At 47.8% G+C, this 24,021-nt stretch carries 18 protein-coding genes; 16 read left to right on the top strand and 2 right to left on the bottom strand.

The window, feature by feature from the left end:
* Positions 1–85: 85 nt before the first annotated feature.
* Positions 86–568: a hypothetical protein gene (locus tag ACEVG1_RS13895; protein ID WP_374744346.1), complete on the top strand. Its 483-nt coding sequence runs from the start codon at positions 86–88 to the stop codon at positions 566–568.
* A gap of 173 nt (positions 569–741) precedes the next feature.
* Positions 742–1,893, top strand: a complete 1,152-nt coding sequence (locus ACEVG1_RS13890; RefSeq protein WP_374744345.1) for an exo-alpha-sialidase — start codon at positions 742–744, stop codon at positions 1,891–1,893.
* Here ACEVG1_RS13890 and ACEVG1_RS13885 read toward each other — a convergent pair.
* Together ACEVG1_RS13885 and ACEVG1_RS13880 are read right to left on the bottom strand one after the other, a co-directional pair.
* A complete protein-coding gene (locus ACEVG1_RS13885) occupies positions 1,890–4,481 on the bottom strand; it encodes a hypothetical protein (RefSeq protein ID WP_374744344.1) in 2,592 nt (863 codons plus the stop codon). The two genes, ACEVG1_RS13890 and ACEVG1_RS13885, sit on opposite strands and share 4 nt — an antisense overlap.
* Positions 4,482–4,525: 44 nt before the next feature.
* The gene (locus ACEVG1_RS13880) at positions 4,526–4,807 is read right to left on the bottom strand and encodes a hypothetical protein (protein WP_374744343.1); all 282 of its coding nucleotides are present in this window, start codon (positions 4,805–4,807) and stop codon (positions 4,526–4,528) included.
* A 172-nt stretch (positions 4,808–4,979) separates the two neighbouring features.
* Between ACEVG1_RS13880 and ccoN the strand changes: the two genes are divergently transcribed.
* From ccoN to ACEVG1_RS13810, 14 genes are all read left to right on the top strand, one after another.
* Entirely contained in the window at positions 4,980–7,109 is a 2,130-nt protein-coding gene (ccoN, locus tag ACEVG1_RS13875; RefSeq protein WP_374744342.1) for a cytochrome-c oxidase, cbb3-type subunit I, read from the top strand.
* Positions 7,110–7,129: 20 nt separating this feature from the next.
* On the top strand, positions 7,130–7,312 hold the full coding sequence (locus ACEVG1_RS13870) for a hypothetical protein (RefSeq protein ID WP_374744341.1): 183 nt from the start codon (positions 7,130–7,132) through the stop codon (positions 7,310–7,312).
* Positions 7,313–7,324: 12 nt separating this feature from the next.
* Positions 7,325–8,242, top strand: coding sequence for a cbb3-type cytochrome c oxidase N-terminal domain-containing protein (locus ACEVG1_RS13865; protein WP_374744340.1), 918 nt, complete (start codon positions 7,325–7,327; stop codon positions 8,240–8,242).
* Between the two features lie 10 nt (positions 8,243–8,252).
* Positions 8,253–9,635 carry a cytochrome c oxidase accessory protein CcoG gene (gene ccoG / locus ACEVG1_RS13860; protein WP_374744339.1) on the top strand — a complete coding sequence of 461 codons (1,383 nt, stop codon included), beginning with the start codon at positions 8,253–8,255 and terminating at the stop codon, positions 9,633–9,635.
* Between the two features lie 21 nt (positions 9,636–9,656).
* Positions 9,657–9,863: a FixH family protein gene (locus ACEVG1_RS13855; RefSeq protein ID WP_374744338.1), complete on the top strand. Its 207-nt coding sequence runs from the start codon at positions 9,657–9,659 to the stop codon at positions 9,861–9,863.
* Between the two features lie 6 nt (positions 9,864–9,869).
* Positions 9,870–10,571 carry a sulfite exporter TauE/SafE family protein gene (locus ACEVG1_RS13850; RefSeq protein ID WP_374744337.1) on the top strand — a complete coding sequence of 234 codons (702 nt, stop codon included), beginning with the start codon at positions 9,870–9,872 and terminating at the stop codon, positions 10,569–10,571.
* A 260-nt stretch (positions 10,572–10,831) separates the two neighbouring features.
* Positions 10,832–11,410, top strand: a complete 579-nt coding sequence (locus ACEVG1_RS13845; protein WP_374744336.1) for an RNA polymerase sigma factor — start codon at positions 10,832–10,834, stop codon at positions 11,408–11,410.
* A gap of 329 nt (positions 11,411–11,739) precedes the next feature.
* Positions 11,740–12,876: a FecR family protein gene (locus ACEVG1_RS13840; RefSeq protein WP_374744335.1), complete on the top strand. Its 1,137-nt coding sequence runs from the start codon at positions 11,740–11,742 to the stop codon at positions 12,874–12,876.
* 325 nt (positions 12,877–13,201) lie between these two features.
* Positions 13,202–16,579, top strand: coding sequence for a SusC/RagA family TonB-linked outer membrane protein (locus tag ACEVG1_RS13835; protein WP_374744334.1), 3,378 nt, complete (start codon positions 13,202–13,204; stop codon positions 16,577–16,579).
* A gap of 10 nt (positions 16,580–16,589) precedes the next feature.
* Positions 16,590–18,527: a RagB/SusD family nutrient uptake outer membrane protein gene (locus tag ACEVG1_RS13830; RefSeq protein ID WP_374744333.1), complete on the top strand. Its 1,938-nt coding sequence runs from the start codon at positions 16,590–16,592 to the stop codon at positions 18,525–18,527.
* A gap of 32 nt (positions 18,528–18,559) precedes the next feature.
* Positions 18,560–19,900 carry a DUF4959 domain-containing protein gene (locus ACEVG1_RS13825; RefSeq protein ID WP_374744332.1) on the top strand — a complete coding sequence of 447 codons (1,341 nt, stop codon included), beginning with the start codon at positions 18,560–18,562 and terminating at the stop codon, positions 19,898–19,900.
* Positions 19,901–19,997: 97 nt separating this feature from the next.
* A complete protein-coding gene (locus ACEVG1_RS13820; protein WP_374744331.1) occupies positions 19,998–21,527 on the top strand; it encodes a DUF4038 domain-containing protein in 1,530 nt (509 codons plus the stop codon).
* Between the two features lie 579 nt (positions 21,528–22,106).
* Positions 22,107–22,757: a hypothetical protein gene (locus ACEVG1_RS13815; protein ID WP_374744330.1), complete on the top strand. Its 651-nt coding sequence runs from the start codon at positions 22,107–22,109 to the stop codon at positions 22,755–22,757.
* A 121-nt stretch (positions 22,758–22,878) separates the two neighbouring features.
* The gene (locus ACEVG1_RS13810) at positions 22,879–24,021 is read left to right on the top strand and encodes a hypothetical protein (protein WP_374744329.1); all 1,143 of its coding nucleotides are present in this window, start codon (positions 22,879–22,881) and stop codon (positions 24,019–24,021) included.

The following is a 24,021-nucleotide window of genomic DNA, read 5'->3' as shown; positions in this document are numbered from 1 at the left end:
GTCTAAATTTAATCGTTGACTCTTTTATTGGTAAATATATATCCTTAAAAAGTCTCCGGTCAAATGTAGCAACTCCATGGTGTGCATGGCCAACCTGTTGGTGATGTATGCCAGGGGCGTATGGGAATTCAAGTATACGGGGGCAACCCCGAAAAACGCCTATCTGAATCACCTATTGGCAACGGATGGTACGGTGCCGGCGAACCAAATACGTTTTTGCTACCATTATAAACACAAAATAAACCGGATACGCTTGCGCGGCGGGGAACAACGGAGCGACCCCATCGTGGACGATACATTCAAGAACATGATGGAGCGGCTGGATCCGGAGGAATTCATGGAGGTCCGCTCGGGCCTCATCATCCACCAGACAGCCATCGTAGACGACGGCAGGATGCAGCGGAATGGCAACAGACGGGTGGAGCTGGTTGAACCGTATGAGAAGTATGACAAAAGCGGGGATTGCTCGCAGGTAAAGCGGGTCGACGTGCCCAAACGACGGGTATCCACATTTCAGAAATGGCGGGCAGCGTATAGGCAACCCGAAAAAAATGAAATTAAAAGGTAGGGTATGCCTACGTTTTCTTGGGGCTGGCGGGACATTCAACGTTGGAGCGTTGACCACGCTGAAGTTTTTTGGATAGGCGAGGGTTCGGTCGTATCTTTGGTACGGAGAGATTCGCGTTTAGATTCAGCGGATGTCGAGAAAGCAGATCAAGGAGTGACCACCATTATGTGTATATGCCACAAGCCCAGTTAGAAATCCCGCTTTGCGAAGATACAGTCGGCACCGTTGTCGCCTACCAACCCGCAGCTACAAAGCAGTATATCGGCTCGCCCAGTTTGGTTATCCTGCCCAATGGGCATTATGTGGCCTCGCATGATTTATTCGGACAAGCAAGCAGCGAGTGGGTACAGGGACGTACCCGCATATACGGCTCGGCCGATAAAGGGCTGCATTGGCGGTTCCTTACGGATATAGTAGGTGCGTTCTGGAGCAATTTGTTCGTGCATGGCGATGCCTTGTATCTGATGGGTCCTGACCGTCATTTCGGAACGGTCCTTATTCGCAAGTCTGTGGATGGCGGCAGCTCGTGGACCAGCCCCACCAACGAGCAGGACGGGCTGTTGCTCAAAGGCGAATTCCATAGCGCGCCCGTACCGATGGTCGTACATGGCGGGCGCATCTGGCGGGCTATGGAAACCGCCCATGGCCCCATACGGGAGTGGGGCAAGCGTCTGGCTGCGATGGTCATGTCGGCACCGGTTGATGCAGACTTGCTCCGCGCCGATAGTTGGTTGTGTACGCAGCCGCTATACTTTGATCCGACCTACCTCGCGGGGCATTTCAACGGGTGGCTGGAAGGGAATGTAGTGGTAACCCCAGAAGGTACTATCTGCAATATCCTTCGTGTGGACGATAAAAGCACGTTGGAAGAGAAGGTGGCGATGGTCGATATCGATGCGGACGGTACACGGGCATCCTTTGATCCCAAAACCGGATTTGTGCCATTCCCGGGAGGTAGCAAGAAATTCACGGTCCGCTACGATCCCGTCTCGCAACGGTATTGGTCGTTGACCAATGGCATACCCGAACGGCTAAAACCGGCCTATCAAGGCGAGAATTCGTCGTTAATCCGGAATACGGTGATGTTGGTTAGCTCTGTGGACCTCCAGTCGTGGGATACTTGCCGGGAAGTGATTCACCACCCCGACGCATCCCGCTATGGATTTCAATACGTCGACTGGCAGTTTGAGGGCAACGATATCATCTTCGTGTCGCGCACGGCGTTTGAAGACGGGATGGGAGGGCCCAATCGTGCGCATGACGCGAATTTCCTGACTTTTCACCGTATCGAGCAATTCAGGCACGCCTCCTCACCGGCCCGTTAGGATAGGTACTGTTCGTATAGGCGCTCTACCTCGGCCGTGCGGTGGTAGCCAATGCGTCCTTTGGTTCCTTCCGGGTCGTCGGGATAAGCGACTAACATGGCATTCGCTTGGGCGACAACGGCCTGCAAGGTCTCCATAGCCTCCGTGGTGGCCTGATTCTTTACCTTGTTTTCCAGCAGGAGGGCGTAATCCAATACCGCACTTACCGATACTGTGCCGTCATCGAGGTACCTCGTGCCATTCCTTTTGAACAATTTCAATAGCGTCGCGTAGCATGCTTTGGCATCGGCGCGTTGACCGCTGCTTACGGCATTCCGTAGCGCCACCACGGCGTTGATGATGGTTGATTTCACATCGCCTTTGCAGGCCGAAGCGGCAGCTTGCGCAATGGTGTTGAACTGCGCATCGAGCGTATCGATCTCGTTGGTGTCTGTTATCAGGCCAAGCATCTGCCTATCCCGTGCAAAATGCAAAAGGTAATAGGCAATATAGAAACGCCTCCTATGCTCGTCCTCACGGGTAAACTGCGCCAACGCCAGCAGGTGCGTCTCTTGCTGGGCGGCAAACTTCCCTTGCAGCCCTTCGACCACACCCTTGATCAACAGGCTCAGGCTGATGCCGAAATTGACAAACTGTTCCTGTTCCGTTTCGGGCAAATTGACCAGTTTTCGTTGATATGTTACTGCTGAATCAAAATAGCTGATGCTTTTATCATAATCAATTCCCTCTTCCCACAATACGGAACCCAGATCATGCAGGATGCCCGGATAAACCTTGTTTTTTAGTTTTTCGTCGGCCGACTTAAGGATGTGTTGTGCGGAGATTTGGAAACATTGCGTAGCATCCCGGTAGTCCCCTCTCCGTTGGTGCACCTTGCCCATCCGCTGGCGCGCCTCTTCCGTGAGCCTGATTTTTTCTGGCCCCTGGTAGGTGGTGGAGAAATAGTCGAATGCGCGCTGTGCCAAGGCCATGGCTTCATCGCAGTGATCCCGCAGGATGAGGTTGTGCGAGTTTTTCATGCCGATCTCGTGCACCAGCAGCAAATCATCCGGTGAGATGGCGATGACTTGATCATATAGCCGCATCGCTTGAGACACTTCGCCTATTTTGAAACTATATGCTGCGGCTGATTTCAGGAGGTCGGTAAGGTGGGGTTGGGTTGCCTGGCCGAGCGAGTCCTTCCAGTGACTGGCCAGCACCTCGATGTGGGGCAGTATAGCACGGTAGAATGGCCTGCGCTCGTCTTTGAAATCATTTACAGCATGGCGCAACAGCGTCAGTGCCTCGATGAACTCCGTGTCCCAATTGCCCTTTTCGTGCAACAACGCATGGGTGGTTTGCTGCCAGAGGCGGTGCATATGGTAGTACTGACCGCCTGCTTCACTTTTTATAAAAGCGTATTGGTTGCTCAGTTGGGCAATCGCTTTCCGGAGGTTTAAAACGGTTTGCCCCGACTGGAATTCATCCAGTGGCATTTCGGTGGGGGCCAAGAAAGATATGATATGGAGTAACCGGAGTCCGTCACGGAAGTCGTCGGCCTCCAGGGCTGCATAGCTAATGCCAAAAGCCTTGTTGATGGGCATGCCATTGCGGTAGCGGTGTTGTACACTGGCGAGCTCGGCGTATGAGGTGGTGCTATGGCCATGGGTAACCATGAACGCGGCCGCGAGGGAGGCAGCTAGGGGCAGGCGGGCCAATTCTTCATAGAGCGTTGAGAGCGATTGGTCGTCCAAAGCAAATGCATCCCGTTGTTCAGCGGTGAAGACCGAAGTGAGGTAATTCCTGAATTCGTCGACGGTCCACGGTGGCAAATCGAGCAACACGTTTCGCCACAGCTTATTGCGCGACGTAACGACGATTCGCTGGAAGGGCTTTCGGTTTGTAGGCGGGAAAAACGTATTACGGAAATCCCGGATATGCTTCTCGGTAGCGTATGTTTCTTCGCAGGCATTGTCAAAAACCAACAGGTAATTGTAGTCGCCAAGGGCTCGTACGGTCGCATCCAGCCAGCTCGTCTGGGTCTGATCAACTTCGATTCCCAACGATTTGGCCAGTAGCAGCAAATCGCTGTTTTGGTTGGGTTCTGGTGCCGTGTTTTTCCTGGAAAGGTCTTCGGCGTCTACCCACCAAATGATGTCGAAAGTACGCTTCCCAAACACCCCTTTTTCCTTCGCATATTCATAGGCTACTTGTTGGGCTAGAAAACTTTTGCCGGAACCCGGAATACCCGATAGCACAAAATAATTGCCCGTTTCATTCCCTTTCTTTACCGCCGTCTTCACGCGGGCTTTGTGGCTCGGGTCTCCTCCTGTCTCATTGAAGGTATAAACGGGGTTGTCGTCCATTAGTCCCGAGAGGTTTTCTATGGCAACCGTCGAGGATGTTCTATGTTTCGCTTTCCGGTTGTTTTCCCTGCGCCATAGGACAATCACACCGCTTATAATACCCACTACAGCGGCGATGGCCGCGAGCACGCGCTCGGCGATCCACCAATAATTCTCTCCAGTGGCCGGTGGTGCGCCAGACAGCGTATCAGACAACGCCCCACCAACGAGCAGCGCGTCCATCAGGAAAAAGTTTAGGCTCATGTTTATTTTCGTTAAATGTTTACATCAAATTCAATGAAAAAGGCTTACATAATTTTAACCAGTTCTTCCCATTCCTCCTCTAACGTGCCGCTGTAGCGTTGGCGTTTGGCCCGCCGGTACCAGTAGTCGGCATTCCACAAGTCGCCTTCCTTGCGGTGCAGATAGGCGTGCACATGGGCCGATTGCAGATCGTCTAGATCATTAACCAAATCGTGGGCTCTTTCCCAATCGCCCTTGCCATCCCACCACAGCGCTTCCTGCTGTATGGTAAGGCTTACTGGAGGGTTGTTGTCTTTAAGCGAATTTTTGAAGTCGACAATATCCATAGTGAGTTTTCTAATCCAAAGATACGGAAATCATTTTTAACAGCTGCGTGGCGAAAGGAGGCGGGTGCGCAGACGGGAAAATAGTGACCACCATTACTTTTAAACCCGATAACCATCATTCGGCTGACATTGCGATGACAGTAATTTTACCACCATTAAAATATGTTGATCCATGCAGCTAACTAAATTCAACTACGACAACAAAATCGTCCGGGATTTCGGCATTGCCACCATCGTGTGGGGCATTGTGGGCATGTCCGTCGGTTTATTGGTCGCCGTGCAACTCGTGTGGCCTTTCATGAACTTCGAACTGCAGTATACCACCTTCGGGCGGGTACGGCCCCTGCACACCAATGCGGTGATTTTCGCATTTGTAGGCAACGGAATCTTTATGGGGGTCTACTATTCACTGCAACGGCTGCTGAAAGCCCGGATGTTTAGCGATTTCTTGAGCCGTGTACACTTCTGGGGGTGGCAGCTCATCATCCTGGCCGCGGCCATTACGCTACCGTTAGGCCTCACCACCTCGCATGAGTATGCCGAGCTCGAATGGCCGATTGACATCGGTATCACGGTCATTTGGGTGGTATTCGGTATCAATATGTTCGGAACGATCATTAAGAGGCGAGAGCGGCACATGTATGTGGCTATCTGGTTTTACATCGCGACTTTCGTTACGGTCGCGGTACTCCACATCGTCAATTCCGTACAGCTGCCTGTTTCGATGTGGAAGAGCTACTACCTCTATGCTGGTGTGCAGGATGCGTTGGTACAGTGGTGGTACGGGCATAATGCGGTGGCATTTTTCTTAACCACTCCCTATTTGGGGATGATGTATTATTTCTTGCCGAAGATGGCCAACCGGCCTGTTTATTCCTACAAATTGAGTATCCTGCACTTCTGGTCGCTCATTTTCATTTACATCTGGGCGGGTCCGCACCACCTGCTGTACACTTCCTTGCCGGGATGGGTCCAATCACTCGGCGTGGTGTTCTCCATCATGCTCATCGCACCCAGTTGGGGCGGCATGATCAACGGTTTGCTGACCCTGCGCGGTGCATGGGACAAGGTGCGCAACGAACCGACCCTCAAGTTCATGGTCGTGGCGCTCACTGCGTATGGTATGGCCACGTTTGAGGGGCCTATGCTATCATTGAAGCAGGTCAATGCGATTGCACACTTCACGGATTGGATCGTGGCCCACGTGCACGTAGGGGCATTGGGCTGGAACGGATTCATGACCTTCGCTATACTTTACTGGTTGGTGCCCAGAATTTATAAAACAGAACTCCATTCAAAAAAATTAGCGTCCGTACACTTTTGGATAGGTACACTGGGCATCCTCTTTTACGCCATTCCTATGTACTGGGCTGCGGTTGTACAAGGCTTGATGTGGAAGGAATTCACTCCGGAAGGCGTGTTGAAGTACCCGAATTTTTTGGCTACAACCTTGCAGATTATTCCGATGCATATGCTGCGGGCTGTAGGTGGCGCGCTTTATCTTGCCGGTGCGTTGCTAATGACGTATAATTTGGTGTGCACCATGCGTAAAGGTAAGCTATTGGCCAATGAGCCGGCGGAGGCACCAGAACTTACACCGCTTGTAGTCAACGAGCGGTCTACGCATCGCCGTCTGGAACGCAAGCCGATGTTGTTCTTGGTGTTAGCGCTAGTCACCATCTTAATAGGTGGTATGGTACAGATGATGCCAACCTTTATGATTTCTTCTAACGTACCGACGATTGCCAGCGTGAAACCCTATAGCGCACTCGAACTGCAGGGGCGCGATCTCTACATCCGCGAAGGTTGTGTGAACTGTCACTCGCAAACGGTACGGCCATTCCGCTCCGAAACCGCTCGATATGGCGAGTACAGCAAGGCTGGCGAGTTTGTATACGACCACCCTTTCCTGTGGGGATCTAAGCGTACAGGACCCGACTTGCATCGTATAGGTGGAAAGTATCCCAACAAATGGCATTTCGACCATATGCTCGACCCTACCATCACTTCGCCGGGAAGTATCATGCCGCCTTATCCGTGGCTCATTGAGCAGGTGCTCGATACCACCACTACAAAAACGAAAATGAATGCCATGCGTATACTGGGTGTTCCCTATAGTGATGAAGATATCAGTGCTTCGAACGCAAAACTGCTGACGCAGGCCGAGGGCATAGTGGCCGACCTGAAAGAACAGGGCGTGGAAGTGCGACCCGATACCGAAATCATTGCGATGATTGCTTACCTACAACGGTTGGGTACGGATATCAAAGCACATGAAGGTGAAATTATAAGTAATCAATAGACCCTTTTAAATAAATAACCATGTTCAAACAGATAACAGATTTAAGTGGCAACGAATGGTACTTGATTGTGTCACTTTGGATATTTCTGGTATTCTTTATCGTGGTAGCCATTATGCTTTTCCGAATGCGTAAAGACTATGTAGACTACATGAAAGATATTCCCATGGACGACGCAGACAATACAGATAAATTAGACGACTAAATGCAAGGAACCATGAATATGATAGTTTTGCTTATACCGGCCAACACAGGTGCAGCGAATACCGCTACCTGGTTCGGATCAGGGAATATTAACAACGACATCCTTATCCTAGCGCTTATCGTGGTAATGTCCGTGATATTGGCTGCAGCCATCGTGGTATCCAAAGCGATGGGTGCCATGTTGAAACTGACAATGCCCGAGGTGCTGGAGCAGGAGAAAGCAAGAAAGGCTGAACGTAAACGAGCAGGCGAAGGTGTATGGCGTGAGCGTTGGAATAAACTAATGGGCTTAAGGCCTATTTCCGAGGAGAAAGACCTCATGATCGAACACGCTTACGACGGCATTACGGAATTGGACAATCCCGTGCCGGCATGGTTTAATGGGATGTTTTACGCCAGTGTCGTGTTTGCGGTGGTTTACCTATGTGTATACCACGTATTCGGATGGGGACCCAACCAGGATGAAGAATATAACCGCGAAATGGCTAAAGCCGAGAAAGCAAGGCAGGAATGGCTTGCGCAGGCTGCTAATAATATCGACGAAAGCAACGTGGAGGTAGATTTAAGCGCGCCGGTCATTTCGGCTGGTCAGGCAATTTACACTCAGAACTGTGCCGTATGCCACGGTGGAGCAGGAGAGGGCGGTATCGGTCCGAATTTAGCTGATGAATACTGGCTGCACGGTGGCGAAATCACCGATGTGTTTAAAACCGTGAAGTACGGCGTGTTGGATAAAGGGATGGTGCCCTGGGAACAAAGCCTTACACCGGGACAGATTGCCGAGGTGAGTAACTATATTCTGTCGCTCAGAGGCACCAATCCGCCCAATGCCAAAGAACCACAGGGAGAAAAAGTGACGTACAAAAGTGACGATCCATCAGCCGGCAACGGAAATGGAGATGAGGGAATAGCTGAGGAGCAGACTATTTAAGCCAGTAAGGATGGATTTCATCATCGGGAAAGCGACAGACGGTACCAAACCGAAAAGGCAGTGGATATATGCCAAGAAGCCCTCGGGTGCGCTGTACCGTTACCGGCAGTGGGTGGGGTACACGTTGTTGCTCTTCCTTGCCGTAGCGCCCCTTATCCATATCAACGGCGAGCCCCTGCTGTTGTTCAATATCGTTGACCGCAAGTTTGTCATTCTGGGTAGCGTATTCTGGCCTCAGGATTTGTATATCTTTGTGTTCGGCATGCTGATCCTGATGGTATTCATCGTGTTGTTTACGGTTGTGTGGGGGAGGGTATGGTGTGGTTGGACCTGCCCACAGACCATATTTATGGAGCTGGTGTTCCGCCGTATTGAATACTGGATAGAGGGCGACTGGCAACAGCAAAAAAAGTTAAACAAAGCAAAGGGAACTAACCAATGGTACATCAAAAAGATAGCGAAGCACGCGATTTTCCTAGCGGTATCGTTCATGATTTCAAACCTGTTCCTTTCGTACGTCATCGGTGCCAAGCAATTGTGGCAAATTGTAACCGAACCGGTAGCGCAGCATATCGGCGGACTGGTTGCCATCAGTTTGTTTACACTGGTTTTTTACGCCGTGTTTGCGTTCGTCCGCGAAATTGTATGCACTACCATTTGCCCTTATGGTCGTTTGCAGGGCGTACTCCTGGACGATAAAAGTATAACCGTGGCTTACAACCAGAAACGGGGAGAGCCACGCGGGCACCTGAAAAAAGGGACCGATCAACCATTGGGTGATTGCGTTGACTGCGGTCTGTGTGTGCACGTTTGTCCCACCGAAATCGACATCCGCAATGGTGTGCAGATGGAATGTGTGAACTGTACGGCTTGTATCGATGCATGTGACGAGGTGATGGACAAGGTGGGTAAGCCAAGGAAACTGATCGGCTTTTATACTGTGGGCGAGACGGAAGGAAAGTCGACGGAGAAAGCTGGCAATACGCGGGTGATTGCCTATAGTGTGGTGCTGGTGCTGCTCTTAGGTATATTCGGATGGCTGCTTTTCAGCCGTGCAGAGGTAGACGGCACCTTGTTGCGTGCGAAGGGAAGTACCTACCAGTTGCGCGACGATGGCACCGTGAGTAACTTGTATAGTCTGGAACTTATCAATAAAAGCCATGAAGACATGCCGTTTGAATTGGTAAGCGAGGACGAACGGTTTAACGTGCAACTGGTAAATCCGATAACCACGGTGGGAAAAGGCGGTACCGCACAGCTAAGTTTCTTTTTGGTGTGCCCCAAAGGCACGGTCACGTCGTATAAAACAGACGTAAAGGTGCAAGTGGTTACGGATGAGCGTGTGGTGGAAACGATGAAAACCACATTTGTGGCTCCTCCGGGAAGTAAGTAAATAGTTTAAAATTGTGAAGATATGAATTGGGGGAAAGGCTTGGTTTTGGCGTTATCGCTGTTTATCGTGATGATTATTGCGTTTGGTATTTACATGGTGACTCAAGATACTGATTCGTTGGTGCACGAAGACTACTATGAGCGCGGGTTGAATTATGATAAGCTCAACTATGAAGATGACTCCGGGCGGACTACTGCTGATACAATTATCGCATTGCCTAAGGAATAACAGGCTATGAATTACCTCTTACTCGGCTTTTTCATGGGTGTCTTTGGAAGTCTCCATTGCGTGGCCATGTGTGGCCCCTTGGTGCTGGCTTTCTCTACCGGTAATACCCGCGGCAGGTCTTGGCTGGTCATTGTACAAACCGTCCTTTACCAACTGGGGCGTGTTTTGGTATATGGAATTCTCGGACTGGTTATCGGCGGCATTGGGTATGTGCTCAATATTAAGGACTGGCAACAGGGCATTACACTCCTTACCGGCGCGCTTTTGGTTGTTGTCGGCGTTTTTTCACTATTCGGCAAGCATTCGCGACAATTTGTGAGCCTCCAGCAACGGTTTGTTACTCCGCTTACCCGCTGGGTGGGTTATTGGTTATATAGGCCGGGAGGCCATTTTGTGGTGGGAGCGCTGAATGGTTTGTTGCCGTGCGGTATGGTGTACATGGCATTGGCGGCTGCACTTAGCGCCGAGTCTGCAATGGGTAGTGGGCTGTTCATGTTGTCGTTCGGTGCCGGTACATGGCCCGCCATGATTGCGGTAGGCCTTTTGGGAGCCTTTGCCAAATCTCGCATGCGCTTTAATTTTGCTTTTTGGCTTCCGATTATCTCCGTTGTAATCGGTATTTGGTTTTTACTGCGGGGTGCAAACTTGGATATTCCGTATCTGAGTCCGTTGATTTACCCGGAAGGTGCGATTGTATGTGGATACTAGCGCTCGCAAAGAAATGTTCAGCCCAAAATATCTCAACCACGTTGCTTGATCTTTTCATATAGTTTTTTGACTTCAAATTACGATTTTAATGCCTAATGGATTTTTGCCGTATATGCTATAGGAAAGTACAGGATGCGGATTATAAAAAAAACACAATATTTGCGTTGTTTTAAACCTAATATATTAAGTAAGATTTGATAGTTCCGGAATAGGCTGTGATGTTTGTTTTTTAAACGATTTCGATATAACTGAACAAAGACGTGAGAAATGATGAAGAAGATGATAGACTTTTCCGTCTGTTAAAGGAAGGGGATGCAGAAGCATATACTTTTCTTTTTAATCGCTATTTTGAACCATTGTATCGGCAAGCATACCACATGCTTGCCGATCAGGAGATAGCTTATGACATTGTTCAGGATGTCTTTGCTGCATTTTGGGATAAGCGTGAAAAATTGCAGATTACTTCGGTAAGATATTATTTGTATACAGCAGTTAGGAACGGTGTATTGAACGAGATAAGGCGTTCAAATAGACATGAAAGGCGTTTGGAGGAGCTTGCTGCTTTTATGAAGGCACACGAAGTTCCTGCTGATTTTTTTTTGCGTACGAAGCAATTGCAGGAAGAGATCAACTTAGCCATCACCGCGCTCCCGCCTCGTATGAGGCAGGTGTTTTTACTTTGTCGTGATGAAGAACTCACGTACGCGGAAGTCGCTGAACGAATGAGTATATCTAAATTGACTGTTAAAACCCAGATGAACAAAGCTTTACATCTGATGTGGGAAAGGATTTCTAAATTGTTCATGGTACTCATCATATTTGCTAACCCATTTTTGTAGTCGGCTTACCTAAACTCTTACCCTTTTGCTTAAAAGTCGTTAAATATAATTTCTTATTGATGTGCCGATTGCCTTTTCGGCAGCACTCACAAACTTTGAATAAGTAATCACTGGCTATCGTTTAGCTCGGTAAGGTAATTTGTTGTTTTTTGTGTCTGTCGATTTATCAAGTAAATGCTTTTAAATAATCGGCGGTAGCTTTTTTGACTATTAGATATGCTGAATTCCTAATCATTTGTTGTTAAGAAATACGATGGCTTGTCTTTTCATCTCAAAAAAATAAAATTTACTAATACAACCACGTGCCTTGGCCGGTGTCTTAATTATTGATGGACAAGGAATACGCGAGACAATTAATCGAAAAGTATTTTAAAGGTGCGCTTGCGCCTGAGGAGGAATATTTGCTATTGCAATGGTATGAATCTGAAATTAAGGATGCCGAAGCTGGACAGCTTTCCACAACGGATATTGACGTTCTCCGTGAACGTATGCGGTATGAATTGAAACGTCGCCATTCGCATAAACGGATGGTCGTACGTTATCTAGCGGCAGCATCGGTCCTTTTGGCGTTGAGTGTGGGGTCGGTAGTTCATTTTTCCAGTCGTACCGTGCCGCCGGGTGTGGTAGCTGAGCAAATTGGCCCTGGAGGGAACCGGGCAACACTCACGCTTATCGACGGAGAGACGATAGACCTAAGCAAGCAACAGGCTGGTATCGTGGTGACAGATGAAATTACTTATCTGGATGGCAGCAAGGTTATTGAAAATGATAGTAAGAAGAGTGCTAAAAGCGTAGCGACCGGTTTGTTGGCGCTGTGTACACCCAAGGGGGGGACCTATTCGATTACGTTGTCAGATGGAACACGTGTTTGGCTTAACAGCGAATCTACCTTACGCTATCCGGCTCGTTTTTCGGATAAGGAACGGTTGGTTTTTCTTGAGGGAGAGGCTTATTTTGAAGTCTCAAATGGTCATGCTTCGGCTGCCCGATTGAAAGATATCGGTTCTGGGAACTGGCCATTCCGAGTCGAAATTAGAGGGCAGCGCGTTGAAGTGCTTGGTACTGAATTTAATGTTACTGCGTATGAAGACGAAGAAGAAGCTAGAACTACATTAGTTTCGGGAAAAGTATGGCTGACTGACGATAATAAGCAATCCGTCATCCTCACCCCAGGCGAGCAGGCAATTCGTTATGAAAGCGGTTTTTCTGTACGGAAAGTAGATGTACAGGAATCAATCGCCTGGAAAGATGGGTATTTTTATTTTAACGACACAGACCTGGATAAAGCACTGAAACAGTTTGCTCGTTGGTACGGTTTAGAAGTATCTCCCGATCGAAAGAATAAAAATGAACTTTTTTCGGGTAAAATAAGCAGGTCCATTCCGTTAGCCGACGCGATAGCGATACTGGAAGAAATTTCGGGCAGAGCCATTTCCGTTGATGGAACTCACGTTTCCGTACGCTAATGACATTAATGAAAAATTAAATGACAGAAAGGAGGTATCTATTTGAACGAATGAGCTGAAGAATATCAGATTGGGCTTAAAACGAAAAGCCGATAGTGCTCCGAACACTATCGGCAACTAGTTTTAAGTTACCTTGTATTACAGCCAATCATGATCGATTGGCAAACACCAAATAATCAAGATAATCTATAAACCCAATAAAGTTATGCATAATACTGAAATATGCAAAGGGTCCCCAATTAAACCGGCCCATTGCAGAAAATTAAGCAGTTTCTTAATGAATATTACTTTTTTATTAATGGCGTTCGGTTGCTTTCAACTTGTGATGGCTTCAACTGGCTATGGCCAAAAGCTGACATTGAACCTGAAAAATGCCAAGATATATACGGTAATCGATGCGATTGAGGAAAGTACTGGATATACCTTCATCTATAAAAAGAAGGACTTAGAGCGCATAAAGAGGGTAGATCTTCATGTAATCAACGCTGAATTGACGGATGTGCTAGAGAAAGTATTCCCCGAAGAAAAAGGGCTTTCTTTTCAGACCCGGAATTCGGTAGTCATCGTAAAAGCCCTGCCGATGTTTGCCAGTGCGGAAAAGGTAAGAGCCAAGTCAATAGTGCCCACTATCCTACAGCGCGATGTAAGGGGGACGGTAACAGATTCACTCGGGATGGGCCTTGTGGGGGTAACTGTTTCGGTGAAGGGAGATGCCCGAACAGTGACCAGTACCGACCAAAATGGCAGGTACGTATTGAGGGTTCCTGAGGGCACTACTTTAATATTTACGATGGTAGGGTTTGTACAACAGGAGATTTTCGTGGATGGCCGCGAGGTGATAGACATCGCCCTTGCCCAGGATCAGTCCGGATTGGACGAGGTGGTGGTGGTTGCTTTTAGCGGTAAACAAAAGAAGCGTGAGGTAGTCAGTTCGGTTACCTCGATTAATCCTTCTGAACTGAAGGTCCCATCCAGCAACCTGACGACGGCACTGGCGGGTAGGATGGCAGGGTTAATCGCCTACCAAACCAGTGGTGAGCCGGGGCAGGATAACGCTGAGTTTTTTATACGGGGAGTGACTTCTTTTGGCACCGGAAAGGTGAATCCGTTGATTCTGATGGACAATGTGGAAATATCAACCGATGATCTATCGCGGTTGCACCCCGATGATATTCAGAGTTTTTCCATTTTGAAAGACGCAACCGCAACTGCGTTATATGGTGCCAGAGGAGCCAATGGCGTCGTGCTGGTAACCACTAAAGAGGGGATGGAGGGGCGTCCAAAAATATCGCTGAGATTGGAAAACTCGTTTTCTTCGCCGACAAAGACTGTAGAGATGGCCGACCCAATTACCTATATGCGTTTGGCCAATGAGGCTGCAAGTACAAGAAATCCACTGGCTCCGATACCTTATTCCAATAGGCAGATTGACAACACGATCAGTGGTGGAAATCCATATGTATATCCGGCAGTCGACTGGATGAACATGTTGACAAAGCCAGTGACCAGTAATCAACGTGTAAATGTTAATATTAACGGCGGCGGTAGGGTCGCACGCTACTACATTGCAGGGTCCTTTGCGCAAGACAACGGAGTGTTGAAAGTCGACAAACGCAACAATTTCAATAACAATATTGATCTGAAGAAATATCTTATAAGGTCTAACATCAATATTAATTTCACGAAGACGACGGAAGCCGTTATACGGGTTCATGGAACGTTTGACGACTACGTTGGGCCGATTACTGGCGGGAATGATATGTATCGGAAGATTCTTCAAGTGAGCCCGGTTCGATTTCCAGCATATTTTGCCCCCGATGAAAAGTACCAACGTGCCGAACACATTCTTTTCGGTGGGTATGAAGGTGAATCGTATATGAATCCGTATGCTGAAATGGTCAAAGGATACCGGCAAGAGAGCAGAACGGCTATGATGGCACAAATTGAGCTTAAGCAAGATTTAAGTTGGCTGACGGAGGGGCTGAATGCGCGGGTTCTGGGAAATACGATTAGAAATTCCGGTTTCGATGTCCGTCGCGCTTACAGTCCTTTTTATTATCAGGTAGCTAATTATGATAGGTTTTCGGATGAGTATATATTGAGAGAACTGAATGCTTCGTCCGGTAACTCTTATATTGAATATATTCCTGGATATAAAAGTGTGGTAAACTCGTTCTATGCCGAGGCGGCATTAGCTTACAACCGAACGTTTGAAAAACACAGTACAAGTGGTATGTTGGTCGGTGTAGCTAGGAATTCATTGACCGGCAATGCCGGATCGTTATCCGAATCGCTGCCTAAACGAAACCTGGGGGTTTCAGGTAGGTTTACTTATGGTTTTGGAAGCCGTTATTTTGCTGAGTTTAATTTCGGGTATAACGGTTCAGAAAAATTTGATAAAGGACACCGATGGGGTTTTTTCCCTTCCTTCGGACTAGGATGGTCGGTATCAAACGAGCCTTTTTGGGGAGGTAGACTGAAGGATGTGATTTCCATGCTAAAGCTCCGTGGCACCTATGGGTTGGTTGGGAATGACGAAATTGGCTCAGAACGCTTTTTCTATTTGTCTCAGGTGACAATGGGGGGGGGCGGAGGGTTTGCAACGGGCTATGATCTGAGTTCGGGGACGGGAATCAGCCGTAACGGGGTACGCATCAGTAACTATCCGAATTCTCAAATTGGTTGGGAGATTGCCCATAAGACCAATCTCGGTATTGACGTTGGTTTGTTTAACGGAAAGGTCGAAATCTTGGCTGACTTATTCCGGGAACACCGCACAAACATCTTACAAAACCGGGCCGATATCCCCACATCCATGGGGCTGTGGGCGACCCCTCAGGTAAATGTAGGGGAAGCGCTCGGAAAGGGTGCTGACATATCGGTAGATTACAATCACGTGGTTTTCCCCGGATTCTGGTTTGTGGGAAGGGCCAATTTCACCTACGCCCGGTCTACATACAAGTACTACGAAGAGGCCGATTATGCGAGTATCGGATTGCCATGGCTCTCCAGGGTAGGAAATTCCGTGTCGCAGCGTTGGGGTTATGTTGCTGAGCGGTTGTTTATCGATGAAGCCGATGTTGCAAATTCGCCAAGACAGGATTTTGGTGAATATCTTGCCGGAGATATCAAGTATAAAGATGTAAACGGGGACTTTGTGATAAACGAAGCCGATATGGTCCCCATCGGCCGTTCGGTCATACCCGAAATAAACTATGGCTTTGGACTTTCGGTCGGATATAAAAGTGTCGATTTTTCATTTTTCTTCCAAGGTTCTGCACGCTCATCATTCTGGATCGACCCCGCCGCCATGTCCCCTTTCAAGCAAACCTCATCCGGCGGACAATTGCTGGAAACGGGTCTCACCCAATTTATAGCGGATAGTTACTGGTCTGAGCAATCGCAAAATCCATATGCAAACTGGCCCCGCTTATCGAATACCATTATCAATAATAACATGCAGAGCAGTACATGGTTTATGGAAGAAGGTCCGTTTCTGCGGTTTAAGAGCGCCGAGATGGGATATACTTTGCCGCAGAAAGCTGCGGAACGGTTGAAGTTGTCTAAGGCCCGCTTTTATATTAATGGTACCAATTTGCTGTTGTTCAGTAAGTTTAAGTTGTGGGATGTTGAAATGGGTGGAAACGGATTAAACTATCCTCTGCAACGGGTATTCAATGTGGGTGTCAATATATCATTCTAAATGGAATATTATGAAAAACTTGATAAAAATAGCGATGATAACGGTGGCAATCAGTGGCCTTGTTGCATCATGTAATTATTTGGATGTGGTTCCCGATAACGTACCTACTGTTGATCATGCATTCAAAAATAGAAATGAGGCGGAAGGGTATCTTTATGGATTGTTTTCCTTCCTTCCGGAGTTTGCCAATGCGGCTTCCAACCCCGCTTTGCTTGGTGGTGACGAGGTGTGGTATATCGATCCGGTGGAGGGTATGAGCCCGGTACTGTGGTATTTATCGCAGGGGCGGCAGGGCACGAACAATCCATTGGCAGATTATTGGTCCAGTAAGCAGGACGAGACCCAGTATGGACTGAATGGTGGAAAAGCGCTCTTCACGGCGTTGAGTGACTGCAATATTTTTCTTGAAAACATCCATAAACCATTTGACCTTTCAAAGTATGAACGAGAAAAATGGATCGCTGAAGTTAAATTCTTGAAAGCATACTATCATTTCTGGCTCTTCCGTATGTACGGACCTATTCCGCTGATCAAGGAAAATCTGGAAATAAGTACCAAAGGAGAAGGTGTACAACGGTATCGGAAACCCGTTGACGAAGTCGTGGACTACCTTGCGGAATTGCTTGACGAAGCAGCGGCAGACTTGCCAGTACAGGTAGAAGACATGGCATTTGAAATGGGACGGCCAACAAAGGTAATTGCATTGGCTGTAAAAGCCCAGCTGCTTACACTTGCTGCAAGTCCGCTTTTCAACGGGAATGCCGACTATGCGTCGATGGTAGATAACCAAGGAATACAGCTCTTTCCTCAGACCTACAATGCTGAAAAATGGAAGCGGGCTGCAGATGCCCTGGAAGAAGTGATAACACTAGCTCTCGAAGCTGGACATAATCTGTTCGATTTTTCAAAGACCCCATTTGCAGGCAACCTGAACGAAAAGACCATTGCTGCGATGCAGGTAAGGGGAGCGGTTACCGAACGATGGAACAGCGAAATCATTTGGGGCGATTCGAACACCGATCCCGATGCGCTAGAAAGAGCCTGTCACCCGGTCTTTACGCTAGCCCAGCTTGGTGGTGGAATCCGGAAGAGTTACGCACCTACACTTAATGTCGTTGAACAGTTTTACACCAAAAATGGTGTGCCAATCGAAGAGGACAGGGAATGGCAGAACCTAAATCTGATGGAATTGAGGAAGGCAGGACCGGATGATGCCTATTATATAAATGAAGGATTTGAAACCATACAGTTACATTTCGACAGAGAAGCCCGCTTTTATGGCTCAATTATTTTTGACGGCGGTACCTTGTACGGAAATGGTAGAACGACGAACGATCAGAACCTGTGGGTTACTGAGCTGAAAAATGGAACGCTGGGGGGCGGACCGAACCCACCCGGCCGGTATTCAAGCACCGGTTACTTATGCAAAAAGCTGATACATTATTTAACTGCGGCTCCAGAATCAAGCGGGAACCTTTCTACCTACCGCTATGCGTTTCCTATCATTAGGCTGGCCGACCTTGGTCTGATGTACGCGGAGGCCCTTAACGAATATGCACCGGCACCGACAGCGGAAGTTTACCAATACGTAGATGTGATCAGAGAGCGAAGCGGGCTGCCTGGGGTGATTGAAAGCTGGCGTTCTCATTCAATCAACCCTGATAAGCCATTGACAAAAGAAGGGATGCGTGATATTATCCGGCGTGAGCGATTGAATGAGCTCGCGTTCGAGGGGTCCCGATTCTGGGATCTGAGGCGCTGGAAGCTTGCAGAGGAGTACATGAATCGTCCGATTCGCGGATTGAACATTAGTGGGGAAACCGCGGATGAGTTCTATCAGGTTAGGAATGTTTTCAGTTCGACTTTTGAAAAGAAAGACTATTTGTGGCCTATTAAATTGAGCGTGATACTGAAGAATAAAAATTTGGTACAAAATCCCGGCTGGTGATGATTAATAAGTCTTTTAGATTTTAGATAGTTATGAAAAAGTTATTGAATATATCTTGTTATATCCTTGCCTCTTTGTTAGTTTGGTGTTGTTCTGACGTAAAGGATTGGAGTGATCCGATTGATAAAGAGGCTCCGGGAGTTGTGAGAGATGTGGCGGTCAGAAATGTCAATGGTGGAGCCGTCATTACCTACACGTTGCCTGACGATGACGATTTACTTGGTGTGAAGGCGGTATATGTACTGAATGATGGCGTACCGCGGGAAATCTACTCTTCTGCATTTAAGGACTCTATCGCCTTGGAGGGATATGCCGATACGGAAGGTTTCGTGGTAGAATTATATGCTGTAGATAAAAGCAAGAACGAATCACTTCCCGTAGAGGTGACGATTAACCCCCTGACCCCTCCCATAAAACTGATCCGTGAAACATTGGATGTGAGCCCAACGTTTGGCGGCGTGTTTGCCGCATGGGACAACCCGTTGAATAAGGAGATATCAATTACCTTATACAATCGGACACCTGATGGCGAACTTGTCGTGTTTGACACGTATTATTCTAATGCAAGCCGCGGACGCTATACATTCCGTGGATTAGACAGCGAGCCGCAGGACTTGGTCGTCGAGTTGCGTGACCGGTGGAACAATTTTGCCCGGCCGTTGGACACCGTACTGACGCCGCTGTTTGAAACTGAGATATTGGGGAGAGACGAGCGAGGAGGGGTTATCTGGACACAATGGGGTTATAACGAGGGAACCCATTTGTTCCGGGGCGATATGCATCGTTTGATTTCAAACAGGACAATAGCGAATGCTACCGACGGCGTCCTCATGAGCGGCAGTGTTTATTGGCACTACTCCAACAATATGCTTAGCGACTTCATTCCGGGGCAACCGGAGGTAAATACGTTTCCCTATTATTTTACGATTGACATGGGGAGGAAAGCATCTTACAGCCGCTTGGCAATGTGGATGCGGGATCGGTCGCCGTTGTTTTCGGCAGAGCTACCTTCAATTTTTGAAATCTGGGCAACAAATGAACCTAAACCCATCAGCGAAATCGGAAATGGCAGCAGGGAAGACAACCTAAAATATTGGACGGCTTGGCCCGCTGCTGACGGAACCGATGCGTGGAAAAATGATTGGGTGAAGATTGCTGATTGTGTGATGCAGTTACCTTCGGGCACAATGTCGCCCAGCGAACTTACCAATGAGGACCGGGATTATATACGGAATGGCTTTGTATACGATATTGACACGGAACAGGCAGGCAAGCCGTACCGTTATCTGCGTTTTGTAGTACACAAGACAAATACGGGCGTGCCGCAATTTATGATTAGCGAACTGAAATTCTGGGGCGCTTATGCCGATTAAGGCTGGTTCGGCACTGGCTCGCAGCAAAACTGTGAGCCAGTGCCTTGTGAAGATAATTTTTTGTAAGGTATGTTTATATTCAAATAAGTTGACAGACATGGTTGTAAGTAAAGGAAAAAAGTGTCATTTACATTCCAGATTGAGCGTTTTGATTTTATACGTTTTTCTTTTTCCTGTATCTGCGTGTTTTGCGCAGTTTCGCGCAGAACAGCTTTTCGTAAGTAAAAAAAATCCCCACTTATTGGTTAATGCTGATGAAAGCCCTGTATTTCTAAATAGTTTTACGGTGTGGATGCTTCTTAGGAACGGATCAACTGATGATGTTTCCGAATTGCTTTCACGGTTGAAAGACATGAAGCTAAATGCAATATCGATGATGGTGCTTGACCTGAATCTAGATGATATCGGCAAAAACTATTACGGTGATTACGCTTTCGAGTTTGATGAAAATGGTTTACCGGATCTTTCGAGGCCCATCGTAACTCCGGGCAGTAATTTCGAATCTCCCGATGAATATGATTTCTGGGATCATCTGGATTTTGTTATCCGTGAGGCAAATGATAAAGGGATGTATGTTGTTCTGCATCCTGCATGGGGAGATTGGTTTTCAGGGTCTTTTAATGGGAAACCTAATAAGTATATTGTTTTCAATGAACGTAATGCATATACCTATGGTCATTGGATCGGTGAACGGTACGGGAATATGAAAAATGTGATTTGGATGCTGGGTGGTGATAGGTCAGCGGTTTATGGGCAGTACGATTACAGAAGCATCTATTCCGCAATGGCCAAAGGCGTTACCGAAGGGGTAAAAGCTGTTTCAGTAAATCACGGAGGTCGTGTTGATGATAAAGGTCCGCTCATTTCCTATCACCCGAGAAAGTGGGCGCCAAATTCCTCTGATTGGTTTCACACCGAAAACTGGCTGTCTTTCAATTCCATTCAGGATACTCCTTATGATCAGGTTGAGTCGGTTCCGAAAGATTATCAGTTAGAACCTGTTAAACCGACGTGGCTTTGCGAAGGCCGCTATGAAGGAGCAATTACTGATTGGGGGATAAGGTACCAAGCTTGGCAAACGGTGTTATCGGGAGGGTTTGGCCACACATATGGATCAGATGCATGGAAATTTCCAAGAGATAACTGGCGGGAATATATGGAATTGCCTGGCCTTGGTCAAATGTCCCATCTTTATCATGCAGTACGTGAGCTATGGACAGATAGACAATTTTTAAATAGGATGCCTGATCAAAGCCTGGTTATAGGTGACTGGGGGACAACTGTTGGTGACGGAAATACCGGAGAGGATGGTGACGGTGGCGGTGTAGCCGCTTCAAAGGTGAACGGTCGTTCAGATAGGATTACGGCCATGAGGGGAAATGATGGACGCTGGGCGATGGTCTATACAGCGGCGGGTAAAGACATCCATCTCGACCTGAAGAAGCTAAAAGGAAAACTAAACGCTTATTGGTTTAATCCGGCAACAGGGGGATGGTGGGTTGACGGTGTAGAGTCAAAGACAATGCGCCCCTTTCAAAAAGGTATTCGAGCACAAAAAAATGACCTTGTTTTCGATGCACCGGGTAAACCTGGAAAAGGAAATGACTGGGTGTTGATTTTGAAATGACTTAGCTTTTAACGGAAAAAGGAAAAAACTCCGATAGGGAGAATTTAACTTATTCGGTTCGCTATACCAGCTTTTCCGGTGTGCGAACCGAATTATTATGATGGTAGAGGTTGACTCCGCTAAACTTTATCTGCTAGGTTATTTTGATGGTGGAGGCGGCGTTCGATAATTCGCAACAGGTATGGCCAATTGATATGTTGTCGATGCGTTTGGCTGGCTAAAGCTGTCTTCTTTATTGTTGGATTATTTTCATTATCGGGGCAATCCTGGTATCTCGTCCTTATCCAACAACGGTTTGTCACATCGCTTAACCGCTGGGCTGGCTACTGGTTATACAGTCCGGGAGGCCATTTCGTGGTGGGAGCGCTGAACCAACTCCTTCCGATCGTCTCCGTTTTAATTGGCATTTGGTTTTTACTGCGGGGTGCAAACTTGGATATTCCGTATCTGAGTCCGTTGATTTACCCGGAAGGAGCGATTGTATGCGGGTAATTTAAAATACCCTGTACAGGGTATTTTCTTGCTTTTTGCCAACCCATAAATTTGTCTTGCTGTTATATTAATACTTATCCGATGAAAATGAACAATTGGACTGCGCTGGTCGGCCGTGCTATGAAGACTGTGCTCTTGGTTGCTAGCCTTTCTATATACGGTTGTGAAAAGAAACCCAATGGATCTTTGGACGGTCCCGATGATGGTCCTTCCGGTGCCAGTAAGGGGTTGTTCGTTAGTTTCAAAACTCCTGATTGGAGTGAAAAGGTGGATTGTAGCCAACTCAGTTTTCGTCCCAACAGTTGTGATCCGCCACCGGATAACTCCGTATATTACGTCTATGCAACCTCTGCATCTACTAAGATGACTTTTCAGATATCCTACCCGGTAGACAGCGCGGCATTGGGTACACTTGCCACCAACCAGCGATTCCCGCTTCGGTTCAACGCCTGTGGGGCGAGGGAAGCTATGCAGAAAGCTATTTCGTTTATGGTGGTCATTCCGGCGTCTAAAGGCAATACTGATCGATGGATGCCTATACAGGAGTTGAATGAAGAAAGTTACGCCACAATCAAATCAATTACTTATGTGAAGTCGGACGAACACTACGCGTACTACCGTGTGGCCGGTTCTTACAATCAATTGTCGGCACTGGCTGATGCCGATAGGTTTCGCATATCCGATGAAGATAGGGTCATTAGCGGTGAATTTCAGTTGCTATTGCTCACCGACAGGTAATTACGCAAGGGACAGCGATGTAATTGCATAAGAATATGTCACCAAAGTTTCGTATACTTACATCATGATTACGCTGGCGGTTGATGTGTAGGGTGTCTACTTTCGTTACTTTTGTCGCGCGATGATGACTCGATTGATACAATTCCTGTTTCTGATGCTTCCTTACGTTTGTGTATACGCGCAGGAGCTTTCGGCGGAAGCCGCTGTTACACTAGCTGATAGCCTGATTGCCGCAGAGCGATCGCAATACCGCCAACAGGCAGAACGGCAGTGGATGCAAAAACAAATTATCCATCCGGGTGGGGCTGTCATGAAGTTCGAATATAAGGTGTTCGGGGAAAAGCCCGCCACTGGACGAAGCCTATTTATTTCGATGCATGGCGGAGGGAATGCTACACAAGAAATAAATGATAATCAGTGGGCCAACCAAATTGATCTTTATTCGCCCAAAGAAGGCGTGTATGTGGCGCCTAGAGCACCGACAAACAGTTGGATGCTCTGGCATGAGGATTTTATAGATGACCTGTTTGATGGGCTTATCAAAACGGCTGTCATTATGGAAGGTGTGGATCCCGCTAAAGTTTATCTGATGGGTTATTCTGCGGGTGGAGACGGCGTGTACCAGTTGGCTACCCGTATGGCCGACCGTTGGGCGGCAGCAGCCATGATGGCTGGGCACCCGAATGACGCGCGTGTTGATAACCTGAGGAACCTTCCGTTTGCGCTGTTCATGGGTGGGTTAGACTCGGCTTATCATCGTAATCGCGTAGCCGAGGGATGGGCAGGTAAATTGGATAGTCTGCAACAAGCTGACAATGGTGGTTATATCCACACATCCCATATTTACCCGCAATACGGGCACTGGATGGAACAGGCCGATACCATGGCGGTTGACTGGATGGCACGATATACTAATCAACCCAATCCGGATAAGATTGTGTGGATCCAAGACGACCGGCCGCATCAGCGTTTTTATTGGTTAGGCGTGCCGCCCGAAGAGGCCGAGCACGGGAAAGGGAAAAAAATCGTTGCAACCATTAGTGGCCAAACGATTTCCATACTGGAAAACGACTATAAGGCATTTTATATCTACTTCAACGACGCGTTGGTTGATCTTGACCAACCACTTACAGTCCTTTATAAAGGTATGCAAGTGATGCATGGCCGGTTTTACCGTGACAGGTTGGTTATCGAAGAAACCGTTGATCGCTGGGACAACCGGCAGGTTGCGTCGGTTCGCCTCAACATGTCTTCGGGAAATTAG

It is taken from the genome of Parapedobacter sp. 2B3, assembly GCF_041925275.1.
In the GTDB taxonomy this organism is placed as follows: Bacteria; Bacteroidota; Bacteroidia; order Sphingobacteriales; family Sphingobacteriaceae; genus Parapedobacter; species Parapedobacter pyrenivorans_A.
This window is presented reverse-complemented; position numbering and strand designations above follow the sequence as displayed.